This window comes from Romboutsia sp. CE17 (assembly GCF_012317385.1).
In the GTDB taxonomy this organism is placed as follows: domain Bacteria; phylum Bacillota; class Clostridia; order Peptostreptococcales; family Peptostreptococcaceae; genus Romboutsia_E.
The window spans coordinates 1,462,821-1,479,131 of record NZ_CP051144.1 but is presented as its reverse complement, the minus strand read 5'-3'; the positions used below and the strand labels follow the sequence as shown (position 1 = coordinate 1,479,131).

The window sequence follows — 16,311 nt, the reverse complement described above, 5'->3', positions numbered from 1 at the left end:
AATAATATTAGAATTTATTATACTTATATAAAAATTATAACTTATAAGAAGCTAAGTTTAAATATGGCTTTTATATATAACTATTAAAAAGATAAGGATAAAATCCTTGTCTTTAATTTTTATAAAATAGCAAAATTATGGTAATATATAATATATAAAAATATATTGATAGGAGTAAAGGCATGAACAAAAAAAAGATAGCTATTATGACTGCAATTGGATATATATTATCTATGATAATAGGGGTATTTATATCAAATATTATTATATCCATAATTGGAGGAACTATAGTTGATAGCATGGACATTAGTGAAGCTAACATAATAAGTAAATTAATAATTCAAATACCTCCAACAATTTTTTTATTATATGTAATAAGAAGATTTTATGAATGGAAAGACATTGGGTTTAGAAAGATAAATATAAGAAATATTATATGGTTTACTCCTTATGTAGTCATATTAGTATTTATGGTAACTAAATTCATATTAGAAATTTATAAGAATGCACACTCATTTACTACTATGACTTGGATAACTATGATTTCTACCTTCATAGGGGTATTTTTAGCTGGTTTTTCTGAAGAAGTTATTTTTAGAGGGGTATTCTTAAGTTCTTTTAGAAATAGAAATTCTATTATAGGGGCAATGATTATTAGTAGTTTAGGATTTTCTATTGTACATTTTTTTACAATTGTTATGGGGATATCAATAATAGATGTTTTTTATAGAATAATATATTCTAGCTTACTTGGTTTTGCTTTTGTAGGTCTGGTAATAAAGATAAATAACATGTGGCCAATAATAATTTTTCATATTATTTGGAATTATATAATAATGGTATCTAATACTCTAAATATAGAAATCTCTAGAATAACATCTATTTGTAATTTAATAAACGTAACAGTAGCAATTTTATTATGGATAATAATTATAAAAGATCAAATTCAGAGAAATAGTCTTGTATATAATATTGATAATCTTATTTCTGATAATATAAAAAAGGACTAAATGTAGTCCTTTTTTATTAAATATATTTCAATGATAAATAGATATAATAATGATATAATTTATGATATAAAATAATGGTATTGGAGGCAAAAATGATAAAATTAAAATATAATGGACACGCAAATATTTCATTAACAAAAGATAATGTAACTATACTAATAGATCCATTTTTTTCAAACAATCCAGTAAATAAAACTAATCCAAATAAAGTTGATTGTGATTATATATTAGTATCACATGCTCACTTTGATCATATAGGAGATGCTATAGATATATCAAAAAGAACAGGGGCTACTATAATTTCAACGGCAGAAATAGCTAATATGGTAGAAGAAAAAGGCTGTAAATCTCATAGTATGAATATAGGAGGAAAATACAACTTTGATTTTGGATATATAAAAGTTACGCAAGCCATTCATAGTGCAGGTATAGAAGGTGGACTAGCATGTGGATTTATAATTGATTTTTATGGAACAATTATATATTTTGCAGGTGATACAGCTTTATTTGGGGATATGGAATTAATAGGAAGAATGAATGATATTGACTATGCATTGTTGCCAATAGGTGATAATTTTACAATGGGAATAGAAGAGGCATTAGAGGCTACCAAAATGTTAAAACCTAAATTTGTTATACCAATACATTATGATACTTGGCCATTAATAGCTACTTCTAGTAGAGATTTCAAAGAATTAGTTGAAAAGAACTGTGATGCTAAAGTAAAAATTGTTAACTTTAATGAGAGTATAGATATATAGGAATATAAAAGTATGATTTAATTAAATATATAAACTTATCTATATTTAATTTACTTCCTTAGATTTTATATAAAGTATTGTTTATATGTATATTTATTAGATATATAACTTTAAAATATAGGAATCTATTCTTCTAATAGAGAGTATACATATATAGTAGAAAAATATGTGAGGAAGTGATTTTATGAGAAGTTTGGTATTTAGTATTACTGATAGAAATGAAAAAGGATATAAAGTAAGAAAAGGTGGAGAAATTCCATGCATACTTTATGGACAAAGTCTAGAGGTTCCAATAAAAGCTAAAATAACTAAAAGAGAATTGATAAACTTATTGAAAAGTGATGGAAGCTCTGTAATATTATTAAATTTAAATGGAATAAATACGCCATGCGTTCTTAAAGAATTACAACGAGATGCTTTAGGCGATATAGTACATATAGATTTTCAATGTGTAAATAAGTATGAACCTATAAAGTTAAGAACACCTATTAATTTTATAGGACAAGAATCACTAGAATCTAAAAGATTAGTAGTAGAAGTATTTGTATCAGACATACAATTACAAGGTTTAGCAAGTGATATACCGCCAATTATAGAGATTGATGTATCTAAATTAAATTATGGTGACCAAATAACATCTAGGGATATAGCTATTCCAGTTGGTGTAAAAATAGATTTTAATGAAGAAACAATAATAGCAAAAGTAGGAGCAGCTAAATAATCTAATAAATAACTACCTTAAATTTGATTTTAAGGTAGTTATTATTTTTTTGAAAAATTAGATAGTAATATTTTATAGAATGGTAATAATATTAATGAAAGCATTTCTATATTAGGAGGTATAAAATGACATCAAATGAAAAGCTATACTTTAATGGCGATATAATAACTTTAGAAGATGAATTATATACGGAAGCAGTCTTAGTTAAAGACAATAAGATTTATAAGGTTGGGAAAAAAGAAGACTTACAAAAATGTGCATGTGAAAATGTAGAATTAATAGACTTACAAGGTAAAACGTTAATACCATCATTTATAGATTCACATAGCCATTTTTCAGGATATGCAAGTTCTTTCTCACAGGTTGATATTACAGAAGCTGCAAGTTTTGCTGATGTATCAGATGCTATAAAAAGATTTATAGAAAAAAATAATGTACCACCAGGCAAATGGATACAAGCAAATGGATATGACCAAAATATCTTTGAAGAAAAAGCGCATCCAAGTAAAGCTATATTAGATGAGGCTTCTCCAAATAACCCAATTGTAGCCAAGCATAAATCAGGGCATATGGGTGTATTAAATAGTCTTGGAATAAAAGAATTAGGTATAACTATGGATACACCCAATCCAGAAGGTGGAGTAATAGAAAAAAAAGATGGAGAAGTTACAGGATATCTTGAAGAAAATGCATTTGTAAAGTATGTACAAGAAATTCCTATGGTTTCAAATGAAGAATTTATGGGAAACCTAATAAAAGCCCAAAATGCATATGCAAGCTATGGTATAACAACTGTTCAAGAAGGATTTGTTGTAGATTTATTAGCAGATATTTTCCAATATCTAATACATTCAAAACTTCTAAAAATAGATTTAATAGGATTTTTAGATATAGGTAATGCAGATAAGTTAAAAGAAAAATTTGCAAACTGTCTTCAAAAATATGATAACCATCTGAAAATAGGTGGATATAAAACTTTCTTAGATGGATCTCCACAAGGCCGTACTGCTTGGATGAGAACACCATATATAGATGATCCAAATTACTTTGGATATGGAACACAAAAAGATGAAGAAGTTGAACAGAAATTAGAAAGAGCATTAAAGGATAAAATGCAAATTTTAGTTCATTGCAATGGTGATGCTGCATCTCAACAATATATAAATCAATATAAGATTGCAAAAGAGAAAACAGGAATAACTGAAGACATAAGACCAGTTATAGTACATGCTCAATTTTTAGCAGAAGATCAGCTAGATGATGTTAAAGCTCTTAATATGATACCATCATTCTTTGTTGGTCACGTATATCACTGGGGTGATATACATATTAAAAACTTTGGAATAGAAAGAGCTAGCAAAATAAGTTCAGCAAAATCAGCACAAGATAAAGGTATAGTTTATACTTTCCATCAAGATGCTCCAGTTATAGAGCCAGATATGTTAGAAACTATATGGTGTGCAGTTAATAGAATAACTAAAAAAGGAGTTTTATTAGGTGATGATGAAAAAGTAACGCCTTTAGATGCATTAAAAGCTGTTACTAAAAATGCAGCATATCAATATTTTGAAGAAGATATAAAAGGAACAATAAAAGAAGGTAAATTAGCTGATTTAGCTATATTAGATAAAAATCCATTAAAGGTTGATCCTATGGATATAAAAGATATCAAAGTTCTTGAAACAATAAAAGAAGGGGAAACTATATATAAAAAATAATTATTTTAAATTATATAAATAACAGTCTCAGCTAATTAAGTTGAGACTGTCTTACTCTAATTCTAATTCTGGGAACTAAGTCTTTATCTAAAAGTTGTAGACTTTATAAAAATTAATAATTATGTTATTATATGAAATAAAATAACATAGGAGACAACAAATATGGAATGTAGATCGAATTGCGGGGCGTGTTGTATAGCTCCTTCTATATCATCCTTTATACCTGGAATGGAAAATGGAAAGCCTGCAGGTATTAGATGTATAAATTTAGATGAAAATAATATGTGTAAAATATTTAACCATCCTAAAAGGCCTAAAGTATGTAAAGATTTGCAACCATGCAAGGAAATGTGTAAAAATACTAAAGAAGAAGCTTTAAGATATCTAACTGAACTTGAAGAAGCAACAAATCCAAATACATAATTATATTTAAATAAAAATGGTAAACTTGTTTAGAGTTTACCATTTTTATTTGATCAAATTTATCACTAAATATTCCATCTTTAACCTCATTCATATCATTTACACAAGCTAAAGACTTAGACTGAATATTATAAACTAATTCTTTAAAGTATCTGTAAAAATTATCTATAGGAAATTCCTATTAATCATAATAAAATACTATGGTATTACCGATTGGATATTATTATAAAAACAATCTACAATAATGTTAAGAATATAACAATGAGTCTAATAAAATTAAGACTTTAAAAAGGGGGATTATTATAATGGAAAAAGTATTAGGAAAATTAAATGAAGAAGAGTTTCAAGCTTACTTAAAACAAATAAGAGAATTAGCAGAGGGGCCTTTTGAAGAAATTCAAAAAGAAGTAGAAGTTACAAATAAGTTTCCACAAGAATTTTTTGATTTGGCAATAGAGAATGATTTATATAGATGTTCTTTACCAGTAAAATATGGTGGATTCGGATTAACTCCAAAACAAATATTCAAAGTACAAGAAGAATTTAGTAGAGGTCCAGGGGGAATGCGTATGCACTTACATTATGCAATGGACTTAAACTGGAGAATACTTGATGATTTTGGTAGTGAAGAATTAAAGGCTGAATACATGGATAAATTCCAAGATAAAACTTTCTTTACATGCTTTGCATTAACAGAAGCTGAAGCAGGATCAGGGGCTGATATAAAAACAAGGGCTGTTAAAGATGGAGATAACTACATAATTGATGGAGAAAAAACATTAATTTCACATACAGATTGTTGCGAAGCTGCTTATGTTATAGCAGTTACAGATCCAGATGCACCAAAAGAAAAAAGACTATCAGCATTTTTAGTTCCAGTAAATACACCTGGATATGAAATAGTTCCAATGCCTCATATGATGGGATGCCGTGGTGCAGGTCATGCAGGATTAAGATTTACTAATATGAAATTAGATAAAAAATATTTATTAGGAAAAGAAGGAGACGGTCTTCATATAGCTATGCATTCTCTTGGTGTTTCAAGAGCGCACATAGCAGTAAGTAACTTAGGTATGAGCCAAAGAATGTTAGAGATGACTATAAAAAGAGCAAAAGACAGAGTAACATTTGGTAAGCCATTAGTAAAAAGACAAGCAATACAACAAGCAATTGCTGATATGGGAACAGAAATATATGCTCTAAGACAAATAGTATATGATATTGCTAATGATTATGAAGCAGGAAAAAATATAGATATGAAAGCATCTATGGCTAAGCTTCATAGTATAAATACTGTTAAATTAGTTTCTGACTACTGTTTAGAAATATTTGGAGGTATTGGATATTTTGAAGATAACCCATATGGACCAGTAGAAAGATTATATAGAGACTGTCGTGCAATGTGGTTAGAAGAAGGTCCAAGAACAGTTCAAAGATTGACTGCATCTAGAGAATTAATTAAAAATGGTGGAGTTTACTAATATATAAGTTTATTTATAGCTTTTCGATTAATCTCGAAAAGCTATAACAACATTTTTGGAAATGTTAATGTATACAACTTAGTATTTAAATTTATAGGAGGAATAAAATGGAACCATTAAAAGGAATAAAAGTAGTTGATATGACTACTTATTTAGCTGCACCAACTGCTGCAAGGGTTCTTGGTGAATGGGGTGCAGATATAATTAAAATTGAGGCTCCTAAAGGAGACCCTGCAAGACTTCAAGGATCTGTTTTTAATATGCCTTATTATGATGATGAAAACTTAGCTTTTGATGTAGCAAATATGAACAAAAAATTTATTTCACTTAACCTTAAGACTGAAAAGGGAATAGAGATTGCATATAAGTTACTAAGTGAAGCGGATGTATTGGTGACTAATACAAGAACTAAATCATTAGTAAAGCTAGGTTTAGATTATGATACACTAAAAGCAAAATTTCCAAGGTTAATATTTGCTCAAGTTTTAGGATATGGAGAAAATGGTCCTGAAAAAGATACTGCAGGTTTTGATGCTACATCATATATGGCAAGGGGAGGAGTACTAGGTACTACCGTAGACAAAGGCGGTTCTCCTATGAATCCAAGCAATGGATATGGAGACTTTCAAGTATCAATGTGTTTAACTTCAGGGATTTGTGCGGCTTTATTTAATAGAGAAAAAACAGGAATAGGAGATAAGGTAACAGTAAGCCTTCATCATACTGCTATATTTATGCAAAGTGTTGCAATGATCTCAGCACAGTATGGAAATCAATATCCAAAGAGTAGAAAAGAAGTTCCTAATCCATTTAATAACTGCTATAGAACTAAAGATGAAAAATGGGTGGTAATGTGTTGTCCAGAATATGATAGAGACTTTGATAAAATCATGACATTGCTTGGTAGAGAAGATTTAATAGGAAATACTAAATATAACAAGTGTAAAGATGTAAATAATAATAATTTAAATAAGGAAGTTGTTGATATTTTAGATGAAGCAATAGCTAAGTTTAATAGAGATGAACTACTAAAAATGTATAAAGAAAATGATTTAGCATGTGAAGCTGCATATGAGCCTTTAGATATATATAAAGACGAACAAGTTTGGGCTAATAATATACTTAGAAAAATAGAATATCCATCAGGAGATAGAGTTTTACCGACAAATCCAGTATCATTTGCATCTATGCCAAATCCAGTTATAGAGTGCTGTAAATCTCAAGGAGAACATAGCGAAGAAATAATGAAAGATCTTGGATATAGTGAAAGTGAAATTGAAGAAAGTATAGAGAGTGGAGCAGTAATTGGTCGTACTTTATTAAAAGTATAAATATAGGGGTGATATTAAATGAGTTTAATATATTCAGAAGAGCAAAAAGAGTTAATTTCATTAGTAAGGGATATGGCTGAAAATGAAATAAAACCATATGTTCAGGAGTTAGATGAAAAAGGAGAGTGTCCTAGAGAACTATTTAAATATGCTTTTGATATGGGACTTCATATGCTTGAAATACCAGAGGAATATGGTGGAACAGGACTTAGTTATGAAACTACAGCAATGATATTTGAAGAGTTAGCTAAAGTTGATGCAGGTTATGCAATAAGTTTAGTAACTACATTTGTTGCACTAAGAACGGTTATACTTTCAGGAACACATGAACAAGGAAAATATTTTGCTGATATTATAGAAAAGGGGAATTTTGCTGCATTTGCACTAACTGAACCTAATGCAGGATCAGATGCAGGTTCATTAAGAGGAACAGCTGTATTAGACAAAGATGAATACATACTTAATGGAGCAAAGACATTTATCACTAATGGTGCATTAGCATCTATATTCATTGGTTTCTTTAAGACAAATCCGAAAGAAGGTCATAACGGAATTTCTGCTTTTATAATTGATGCAGACACACCAGGTATAACTATAGGTAAACATGAAAATAAAATGGGTCTAAGACTATCAAATACAACAGATGTTACCTTTGAAAATGTCAGAGTTCCAGTTGGAAATAGAATAGGTAAAGAAGGAGATGGATTTAAACTTGCTTTAAATACATTAAACTTATCTAGAGCTTTTGTTGCTACATTAGGTGTAGGTATTATGCAAAGAGCTTTAGATGAATCTGTAAAATATGCAAAAGAAAGAAAACAATTTAATAAACCTATAATAAAATTCCAAATGGTTCAGCAGATGTTAGCTGATATGGCTATTAAAGTTGAAGCTTCTAGAGCATTAGTTAATAACACTATGAGAATGATGGATAATGGAAGCCTAGTTCAAAAGGAAGGTTCAATTACAAAAACTTTTGTATCTGATTGCGCTCAAGAAGTAACTTCTAATGCTGTACAAATATTTGGTGGATATGGATATAGTAAAGAATATCCAGTAGAAAAATTAATGAGAGACTGCAAAGTATTCCAAATATTTGAAGGTGCAAACCAAATTCAAAGATTAACAATAGCTAAAGAGTTAGAAAAAGAATATAAGTAAGGGGGCAATGTAATGAATATAGTTGTTTGTATTAAACAAGTACCTGATACAACAGAGATAAAAATAGACCCTGTTAAAAATACATTAATACGCCAAGGTGTTCCAAGTATTATGAATCCTTTTGATAAAAATGCACTTGAATGCGCGCTTCAACTTAAAGATGAATATGGTGCAAATGTTACTGTAATATCAATGGGACCTAATCAAGCTAAAAAAGTACTAAGAGAAGCATTGTCAATGGGAGCGGATGAAGCTTATTTAGTAACGGATAGAGCATTCGGTGGTTCAGATACTTATGCTACTAGCTATATACTATCTAAGGCCATAGAAAAACTTGGTCCATTTGATATAATTCTTGGAGGAAAACAAGCTATAGATGGAGATACTGGTCAAACTGCACCAAGTATTGCAGAACACCTTGGAGTTACAAGAATCACTAATATTTTAGATATAAAAGTAGATGGTAATAAATGTATTGTAAATCGCCAAGTTGAAGAAGGTGTTCAGATTATAGAGTCTAAATTTCCTATACTTTGCACTGCAACAAAAGAAACTAATAAGCCTAGATATGCAACTATAAAAAATAAAATTAAATCTCTAAAAGCAGAAATAGAAGAAATTCACTTAGATGATATTGACAATATAGATAAAAGTAAGATTGGACTAAAAGGATCTCCAACAAGAGTTAAATCTACATTTACACCAAAGCGTAAATCAAATGGCGAATTTATAGAAGTAGTAGATCCTAAAATTACTGCTAAAAATCTGATTAATAGTTTAGTTGAAGCTAAACTACTTTAAGGAGTCTAAGTTCATGAGTTTTGAAAACTGTAAAGATGTATGGGTTTTTATTGAATGTTTTAGAGGTGAGCCAAAGGACGTTGGGCTTGAGTTACTTGGGCAAGGAAGAAAATTAGCAGATGGCTTAAAACAAGACTTGTGTGCAGTTATTATTGGGAAAGATGTAAATGATGCAATATTAGAATCGAATGAGTATGGAGCTGATAAAATATACGTTGTTCAAGGTGATGAATATGAAGATTATTCAGCAGATGCTTATGGAAAAGCATTTTTAGAACTTTGTAAAAAATATAAACCAAATACTATATTAGTTGGAGCAACAATAAATGGAAGAGATTTAGGTTCAAAAATTGCAGTAAGTTTAAGAACTGGTCTTACAGCAGATTGTACTTCATTAAAGGTAGATGAAGATGGAGTGAATGTTATTTGGGAAAGACCTGCATTTGGAGGAAATTTATATGCTCAAATTATATGCTCAGACACAAGACCTCAAATGGGTACTGTTAGACCAGGTGCTTTTAAAAAGATTGATAAAGTAGTAGGTAATAAAGCTACGATTATAAGAGAAGATATAAAAGTAGATAAAAGTGAAATACGCATAAAAATAATAGATTTTATAACATCTATTAAAGAGCAAGGTATTAAGCTTGAAGAAGCTGAATATATAGTAGCTGGTGGAAGAGGTATGAAGGATGCTAAAAATTTTAAGATGTTACAAGATTTAGCAGACTTATTAGGAGGAACTGTAGGTGCATCAAGAGCAGCTGTAGATGCAGAATGGGTTCCTCAAAGTAAGCAAATTGGTCAAACTGGAAAAACTGTATCTCCTAAAGTATATATAGCTTGTGGAATTTCTGGTGCAGTACAGCATTTAGCAGGAATAAGCGATTCGGATGTTATTATAGCAATCAACAAAGATGAATCAGCTCCAATATTTGAAGTAGCAGATTATTGCATAATAGGAGATTTATTTGAAGTAATACCTACACTTATAAAAGAAATAAGCAATTTAAAATGTGAATGTACTGTATAGTTTAACTTATGCTATCCAAATTAAGAAGGAGATAGGATATTTATGAAAGGAACAAAAATAAATGATGCACAAAAACATTTATATATACAAAAAGGTTATTGGAAAGATAAAACTCTCTTAGAATATTGGAATGAGTCTGTAGAAAAGTATAGAAAAAAAGAGTTTGTCGTAGATGATAAAGGAAAGCGATATACATATGAAGATATAGATAAGAAAGCATCTATATTAGCGAGATACTTTATAGAAAAAGGTATTAAACCATTAGATATAATATCTTATCAAATACCTGTTTGGTGCGAATTTATAATAATAAGCATAGCTTGTATTAAAGTAGGAGCTATAATGAACCCAATAGGAATGTGTTATAAATCTAATGAATTAATATATCTTTTAAATTTAAGTAAAACAAAGATATTTATTTGTCCGAGTTTTTTTCATAAAACTAATTATGAAGAGTCAATCTTATCTGTTAAAGAAAAAATAACTAATTTAAAAAGTATAGTAATTATAGATAAACATAAAAAAATAAATAGTTCATGTGATAACTTTTATAAGATATTAGATAACTATTTACCTTCTAAGCACAATAATAGAGTTAGTAGTGATGATGTAGCTCTTATTTTATATACTTCAGGGACTACAGGAAATGAAAAAGGAGTAATGCTAACTCATAATAATATAATTTTTAGTGAAGAGTATTTTAATAAATCATTAAATCTTACTGAACATGATATTATTTTTATGCCAGCACCATTAAATCATGCAACAGGATTTCATCATGGAATAATTTCGCCAATGCTTTTAGGGGGAAAAATAGTTTTGCAGTCTAAGTTTGATGGAGCTAAAGCTATAAAGCTAATGAATAAAGAAAAGTGTACTTATTCTATGGGGTCTACTCCATTTATTTATGATATTTTAAAGGTTCTAGAAGATAAAAATGAGAATATACCTTCTCTTAAATTCTACTTATGTGGTGGAGCACATGTTCCAAAGAAAATGGTTGAAAGTGCGTATAATTATGGAATTAAGCTTTGTGAAGTATACGGATCTACAGAAAGTGTACCTCACGTTTTTGTAAGACCTAATGAAGCTATAAAACTAATGGGAAGTACATCGGGAAGCCCAATAGAAGGTGTTGAAGTTAAAGTAGTGGATGAAAATGGGAAAGAGGTAAAACCAGGAATAATGGGAGAAGAATTATCCAGAGGACCAAATGTATTTGTAGGTTACTTAAATGATATTGAAGCTACAAATAAAGTCCTTGATAATGATGGATGGTATCATAGTGGAGATTTATGCATCCATGATGGAAAGGGTAATATAAAAATTATAGGAAGAAAAAAAGACATGATAGTAAGAGGTGGAGAAAATTTAAATTCAAATAAAATTAGTGAATATGTAAGTAGTCACTATAAAATAAAAGACCAAGCAATTATAAGCATGCCTGATGAAAGGCTTGGAGAGCGAATTTGTGCTTATATAGTTCTTGAAGAAGGTTTTGAGGATTTTGAACTTAAAGAATTGATTCAATATTTAATGGATAAAGGCGTACCTAAGAGATATTGGCCAGAAAGATTAGAAATTATAGAGAAAATACCAAGAACAGATAGTGGAAAAATAAAGAAGTATATATTAGAAGAAGACTTAAGTTTAAGGATGAAATTAGAAATGAAAGTAGATAATTATTAGGTGAAATAAAATGAAAAGCGAAGAGTTTAGCCCATGTAGATCTAAGGAGACTACAAAGCCAAGAGTAATGTGCCCAGATGTTACTTTTTATTATTGCAAAAATTGCTCCAATTTAGAATTTAAAGTATATACAAAGAGCAATTATATACCTTCTTGTTGTGGGGAGCATATGAAAGAACTCTCTCCAAATATTTCTGAAGATATCAAAGATAGAATAATTATAGATTATAAAATTATAGGTGGATATAACTCCAATGCAGTAAAAGTTTATTGGGATACAAAGAATAGTGATTTGAATATTATATTTGTATATTTAAAAACCTTTACTGGAGGTCAAATAAAGTACTTAAATTCAAGTAAAAAGTCAGTTATTTTTGCATTAGCAGATGAAGATGCATATGTTTATTGTGATGAAAATCCATGTTTAGAATGTACTTTTAGATGTAAAAGAGGATTTGAAATTTATTTATTTGAAGAAAAAATGGGGCTTATAAAAGTCCCATTAGATAGAATGAATTCTAACTGGTAGTATTAAGGCAAATTCATTTCCTTAGCCACAATATAATTAGCGAAATTTTCAGATAGTTTAGTAAAGTAGTTGTTTTTGTTGTATACCATGTATACTAATCTAGTATCAGAAGGTATATTTAGCTTTATATGTTTTATATTATCAAATTGTCTCAAAAGGGGAGTATTTGCAGCAATGGCTACTGTAGGCTTACCATTAATCATAGATGCTTCAGAGATAATTCCACCTATAGTAATTTCATCATCAAAAGAAAAAGATGCACTTAAACTATTTTCAATTAATAATTTTTTTATAGTTTTTCCAATAGATATAGTATCTCGATATGTAATAATAGGATAGTCAGATAATTCATTTAATGATAAGTATTTAAAGGTAGATAATGGATGTTCTTTATTTACTAATAAAATAAGTTCTTGAGCAATTATTGGAATGAAAATTAAATCAGGCTCATTATCAACTTTAGAACAAAATCCAAGGTCGTATTTTCCAGACTTTATTCCATCTATTACAGATAAAGTCATACCTTGATGTATATTAAATTTTGCCTTTGAATGCATATCTTTTGAGAAGCCTTTTATTGCTCTAGGAAGAAAATCACCACACAAAGTAGGGATGCAACCTAAGTCTATAGTTCCTTTAATTATATTAGAATCCATCTTTATAGTATCGATTCCTTTTTCTAATTCATTTAACGAGTTACATACAAACTTATAAAATTTTTCTCCGTGATCTGTAAGCTTAATATTTCTTCCGTGCTTTCTAAATAAAGATACACCTAGTTCTTTCTCTAATGCAGAAATTGAATCGCTTAAACTTGGTTGTGTTATGTATAGTTCTTTCGAGGCTTTAGTATAGTGCTGTAATTGAGCTAATTTTCGAAAATAATATAGCTGAGAAAGGTTCATATATAATACCTCCCAAAACAATTGTTTATTAAATTTTAGCAGAATTAGTTAATTTTATCTATAAATTATTAAATATTAAGGAGGATTATATGGATAAGATTGAAAATAAAAAGAAAAGTAATAAGTATTTAGTTTTTATGGCAGCATTTTTAATTATATTTAGTTGTGCAGCTATATCTGCATTTTCTGTATTTAAAAATCAGTGGACTGAAATGACCGGATCTGATGGTGTTGGATTCGCTCTAAGTGTATATCAATTCTCAATGGCTTGCTTTGGTATTATAGGTGGTATCATATACGATAAAGTTGGACCAAAGAAATTAATGTATGCAGGTGGTCTTTTATTTGGAGCAGGTTGGTTTTTTTCTGCATTTGCAACTAATATTTGGATGTTGTATTTTACATTTGGAATTATTGCAGGAGCAGGGAATGGTGTAATGTATAGTCCTGCACTAAATACTGCAATAAGATGGTTTCCTGATAAAAAGGGAACAATATCAGGATTATTATTATGCTCAGCATCTCTAGGTCCATTATTCTTATCTCAAATAGGTACTTCAATGGTAAATAAATTTGGTGCAAATAGCTTTATGTATATAGGTATTTTTTACTTATTAGTAGTATGGTGTGTAAGTTGGGCAATGGAAGTTCCTTCTAAAGAATGGGAAGAAGAAAACTATCCTATCAAGTCTACATCATCTAAAGAAACAAAAGATTTTTCTCCAAAAGAAATGCTATCCACTGGTACTTTTTGGTTTTTAATAATAATATTTGCAATTGGAAATACAGCAGGTTTAATGATGATAGGAAATTTATCACCTATAGCTCAAGGGCAATTAGCCTTAAGTGAAGCAGGCGCTGCAACATTAGTATCTATAAATTGTATTGCAAACTTTATAGGTAGACTTGTTATGGGAAGATTATGTGATAAATTAGGTGAAAATAAATGCTTAATACTTATTTTTATATTAACAATAATTAGTTTACTAGGATTAAGTATATCATCTAATGTATTTATATTTACTACTTTCTTAGTACTATTAGGGGGAGCTTTTGGAGGCGTACTTGTTGTATTTCCTCCACTTACATCAAAAACTTTCGGTGTTAAGTATGCAGGAACTAACTATGGAATAATGTTTTTTGGATATTCAGCAGGCGCATTTTTAGGACCATACATTGCACAAACAGCAAAATTAGATGGTACAGGTGTTGATGCATATAAATATGTTTACTTAGTTGCAATGATAGTTGCAGCATTAGGATTAATACTTAGTTTAGTACTAAATATGAGAAAGAAAAAATTATATAACTAAAACAAAAAAGTATTTGTATATAATATAAATTTATATACAAATACTTTTTTTATTTTTAAGAAATACGATATTTGTTTGAGTTATGATTGTATTCGCCTTTATATTTTTTACTGATGAAGCTATATATTAATATAGCCATACTGGTTGAGCATAAAGAGATTAAGGCGGACATTAAAATAGACATTTTAGCAATATTAATAAGGGCAGCATCTCTTATAAAAGCAATTTCAGATATAAATATAGACATTGTAAAACCTACACCAGCAATTAAAGATACTAGAAATATAGATGACCAGTTTATATATGACGGTTTTTCAGCAATACCTAACAAACAGGATATATAAGAAAATAACATAATGCCAAGAGGTTTACCTACACATAAACCAACTATTATACCTAAAGATAAGGTAGGAGCTTTAGAAAAGTCTAAATTATAATTAAGAGAAATACCTGTATTTGCAAAAGCAAATAGGGGTATAACAATTAAACTATTTATAGGGACTAAAACTCTTTGAAGTCTTTCTAAAGTACTTAAGCTATAATTTGTGGATTTAGAAGGAATAGCTAGAGCTAATAAAATACCACTAACTGTAGAGTGAACACCACTTAAGTGAATAAAATACCAAAGGCAAGCTCCTCCAATAAGATAATAAGTAATACTTTCAACATTAAAAACTAAATTAGCTATACAAAGAACACATAAAATAATTAAAGCAATAGTAAAATAATCTAAATTTAAATCTAAAGAATAAATAATTCCTATAGCTGCAATGGATATTAGATCATCTACAATTGCTAGTGATAGTAAGAATATTTTTAATGATGTATTTAGTTTTTTTCTAAATATTGAAAATAAACCAACAGCAAAGGCTATATCTGTAGATATAGGAATACAAATTCCATTTAAATAAGGAGTATTTTTATTAAAATGAAAGAATATTAAAGCTGGAACTACAACACCTCCAATTGATGCAAGAACAGGAAAAGAGGACTTTTTTAAGCTAGATAAGTTTCCATGAAGTATTTCATATTTAATCTCAAGCCCTGCTACTAAGAAGAAAATTGACATTAAAAAATCATTTATAAATGTATGTAAGGTAAAGCTAGAAAAAATATAAGTTTTATCAAATATGTACTTATAAATACCCCTAAGAGGACTATTATATACAGCCAATGCTAATATAGTTGACAATATTAATAAAAGAGTCGTAAAAAATTCTAATTTGGCTGGTTTTCTATATGTTCTTAAAAAACGCAAAAAAATCACCTGCTAACTATAAAATAATATACTTAGTGAAATTTATGATTTTAGAGGTGTAAATATGAGGAATTTACAAATAATTTATTGATTTAATTTATGGGGTATACATATATTTAGACCTTGGTCATTATAAGTTACAAAATCCTTATATCTAAAAAAGATTTAAAAACTATT

At 28.9% G+C, this 16,311-nt stretch carries 15 protein-coding genes; 13 read left to right on the top strand and 2 right to left on the bottom strand.

What is annotated here, in order from left to right; all coding sequences use genetic code 11:
• Nucleotides 1–182: 182 nt before the first annotated feature.
• The 12 genes from HF520_RS07080 to HF520_RS07025 all read left to right on the top strand — a co-directional run bounded on the left by HF520_RS07080 (nt 183) and on the right by HF520_RS07025 (nt 12,658).
• A complete protein-coding gene (locus HF520_RS07080) occupies nt 183–1,010 on the top strand; it encodes a CPBP family intramembrane glutamic endopeptidase (RefSeq protein ID WP_168573355.1) in 828 nt (275 codons plus the stop codon).
• A gap of 92 nt (nt 1,011–1,102) precedes the next feature.
• Nucleotides 1,103–1,771 (top strand): metal-dependent hydrolase, encoded by a 669-nt coding sequence (locus HF520_RS07075; RefSeq protein ID WP_168573354.1) that lies wholly within the window; start codon nt 1,103–1,105, stop codon nt 1,769–1,771.
• A gap of 184 nt (nt 1,772–1,955) precedes the next feature.
• The gene (locus HF520_RS07070) at nt 1,956–2,492 is read left to right on the top strand and encodes a 50S ribosomal protein L25 (protein WP_168573353.1); all 537 of its coding nucleotides are present in this window, start codon (nt 1,956–1,958) and stop codon (nt 2,490–2,492) included.
• 125 nt (nt 2,493–2,617) lie between these two features.
• The gene (locus HF520_RS07065) at nt 2,618–4,210 is read left to right on the top strand and encodes an amidohydrolase (protein ID WP_168573352.1); all 1,593 of its coding nucleotides are present in this window, start codon (nt 2,618–2,620) and stop codon (nt 4,208–4,210) included.
• Nucleotides 4,211–4,372: 162 nt separating this feature from the next.
• Entirely contained in the window at nt 4,373–4,633 is a 261-nt protein-coding gene (locus tag HF520_RS07060) for a YkgJ family cysteine cluster protein (protein ID WP_168573351.1), read from the top strand.
• A 305-nt stretch (nt 4,634–4,938) separates the two neighbouring features.
• Nucleotides 4,939–6,114 carry an acyl-CoA dehydrogenase family protein gene (locus tag HF520_RS07055; protein WP_168573350.1) on the top strand — a complete coding sequence of 392 codons (1,176 nt, stop codon included), beginning with the start codon at nt 4,939–4,941 and terminating at the stop codon, nt 6,112–6,114.
• A 107-nt stretch (nt 6,115–6,221) separates the two neighbouring features.
• On the top strand, nt 6,222–7,445 hold the full coding sequence (locus HF520_RS07050) for a CaiB/BaiF CoA transferase family protein (protein WP_168573349.1): 1,224 nt from the start codon (nt 6,222–6,224) through the stop codon (nt 7,443–7,445).
• A gap of 18 nt (nt 7,446–7,463) precedes the next feature.
• Nucleotides 7,464–8,606 carry an acyl-CoA dehydrogenase family protein gene (locus tag HF520_RS07045; protein WP_168573348.1) on the top strand — a complete coding sequence of 381 codons (1,143 nt, stop codon included), beginning with the start codon at nt 7,464–7,466 and terminating at the stop codon, nt 8,604–8,606.
• 12 nt (nt 8,607–8,618) lie between these two features.
• Complete coding sequence (locus HF520_RS07040) at nt 8,619–9,407, top strand: electron transfer flavoprotein subunit beta/FixA family protein (RefSeq protein ID WP_168573347.1); 789 nt, start codon at nt 8,619–8,621, stop codon at nt 9,405–9,407.
• Between the two features lie 13 nt (nt 9,408–9,420).
• The gene (locus tag HF520_RS07035) at nt 9,421–10,440 is read left to right on the top strand and encodes an electron transfer flavoprotein subunit alpha/FixB family protein (RefSeq protein WP_168573346.1); all 1,020 of its coding nucleotides are present in this window, start codon (nt 9,421–9,423) and stop codon (nt 10,438–10,440) included.
• A 42-nt stretch (nt 10,441–10,482) separates the two neighbouring features.
• Complete coding sequence (fadK, locus tag HF520_RS07030; protein ID WP_168573345.1) at nt 10,483–12,129, top strand: medium-chain fatty-acid--CoA ligase; 1,647 nt, start codon at nt 10,483–10,485, stop codon at nt 12,127–12,129.
• A 10-nt stretch (nt 12,130–12,139) separates the two neighbouring features.
• Nucleotides 12,140–12,658 (top strand): hypothetical protein, encoded by a 519-nt coding sequence (locus HF520_RS07025; RefSeq protein ID WP_168573344.1) that lies wholly within the window; start codon nt 12,140–12,142, stop codon nt 12,656–12,658.
• Between the two features lie 2 nt (nt 12,659–12,660).
• Here the strand turns inward: HF520_RS07025 and HF520_RS07020 are convergent, their stop codons facing one another.
• A complete protein-coding gene (locus HF520_RS07020; RefSeq protein WP_168573343.1) occupies nt 12,661–13,563 on the bottom strand; it encodes a LysR family transcriptional regulator in 903 nt (300 codons plus the stop codon).
• Between the two features lie 89 nt (nt 13,564–13,652).
• Here HF520_RS07020 and HF520_RS07015 point away from each other — a divergent pair, with 89 nt between their 5' ends.
• Nucleotides 13,653–14,876: an L-lactate MFS transporter gene (locus HF520_RS07015; protein ID WP_168573342.1), complete on the top strand. Its 1,224-nt coding sequence runs from the start codon at nt 13,653–13,655 to the stop codon at nt 14,874–14,876.
• 55 nt (nt 14,877–14,931) lie between these two features.
• Here HF520_RS07015 and nhaA read toward each other — a convergent pair whose 3' ends face one another.
• Nucleotides 14,932–16,134 (bottom strand): Na+/H+ antiporter NhaA, encoded by a 1,203-nt coding sequence (gene nhaA / locus HF520_RS07010; protein WP_168573341.1) that lies wholly within the window; start codon nt 16,132–16,134, stop codon nt 14,932–14,934.
• Nucleotides 16,135–16,311 lie beyond the last annotated feature (177 nt).

Coding starts and splice junctions, on each gene's coding strand:
- HF520_RS07080 (WP_168573355.1), top strand. CDS start 183: ATGAACAAAAAAAAGATAGCTATTATGACTGCAATTGGATATATATTA.
- HF520_RS07075 (WP_168573354.1), top strand. CDS start 1,103: ATGATAAAATTAAAATATAATGGACACGCAAATATTTCATTAACAAAA.
- HF520_RS07070 (WP_168573353.1), top strand. CDS start 1,956: ATGAGAAGTTTGGTATTTAGTATTACTGATAGAAATGAAAAAGGATAT.
- HF520_RS07065 (WP_168573352.1), top strand. CDS start 2,618: ATGACATCAAATGAAAAGCTATACTTTAATGGCGATATAATAACTTTA.
- HF520_RS07060 (WP_168573351.1), top strand. CDS start 4,373: ATGGAATGTAGATCGAATTGCGGGGCGTGTTGTATAGCTCCTTCTATA.
- HF520_RS07055 (WP_168573350.1), top strand. CDS start 4,939: ATGGAAAAAGTATTAGGAAAATTAAATGAAGAAGAGTTTCAAGCTTAC.
- HF520_RS07050 (WP_168573349.1), top strand. CDS start 6,222: ATGGAACCATTAAAAGGAATAAAAGTAGTTGATATGACTACTTATTTA.
- HF520_RS07045 (WP_168573348.1), top strand. CDS start 7,464: ATGAGTTTAATATATTCAGAAGAGCAAAAAGAGTTAATTTCATTAGTA.
- HF520_RS07040 (WP_168573347.1), top strand. CDS start 8,619: ATGAATATAGTTGTTTGTATTAAACAAGTACCTGATACAACAGAGATA.
- HF520_RS07035 (WP_168573346.1), top strand. CDS start 9,421: ATGAGTTTTGAAAACTGTAAAGATGTATGGGTTTTTATTGAATGTTTT.
- fadK (WP_168573345.1), top strand. CDS start 10,483: ATGAAAGGAACAAAAATAAATGATGCACAAAAACATTTATATATACAA.
- HF520_RS07025 (WP_168573344.1), top strand. CDS start 12,140: ATGAAAAGCGAAGAGTTTAGCCCATGTAGATCTAAGGAGACTACAAAG.
- HF520_RS07020 (WP_168573343.1), bottom strand. CDS start 13,563: ATGAACCTTTCTCAGCTATATTATTTTCGAAAATTAGCTCAATTACAG.
- HF520_RS07015 (WP_168573342.1), top strand. CDS start 13,653: ATGGATAAGATTGAAAATAAAAAGAAAAGTAATAAGTATTTAGTTTTT.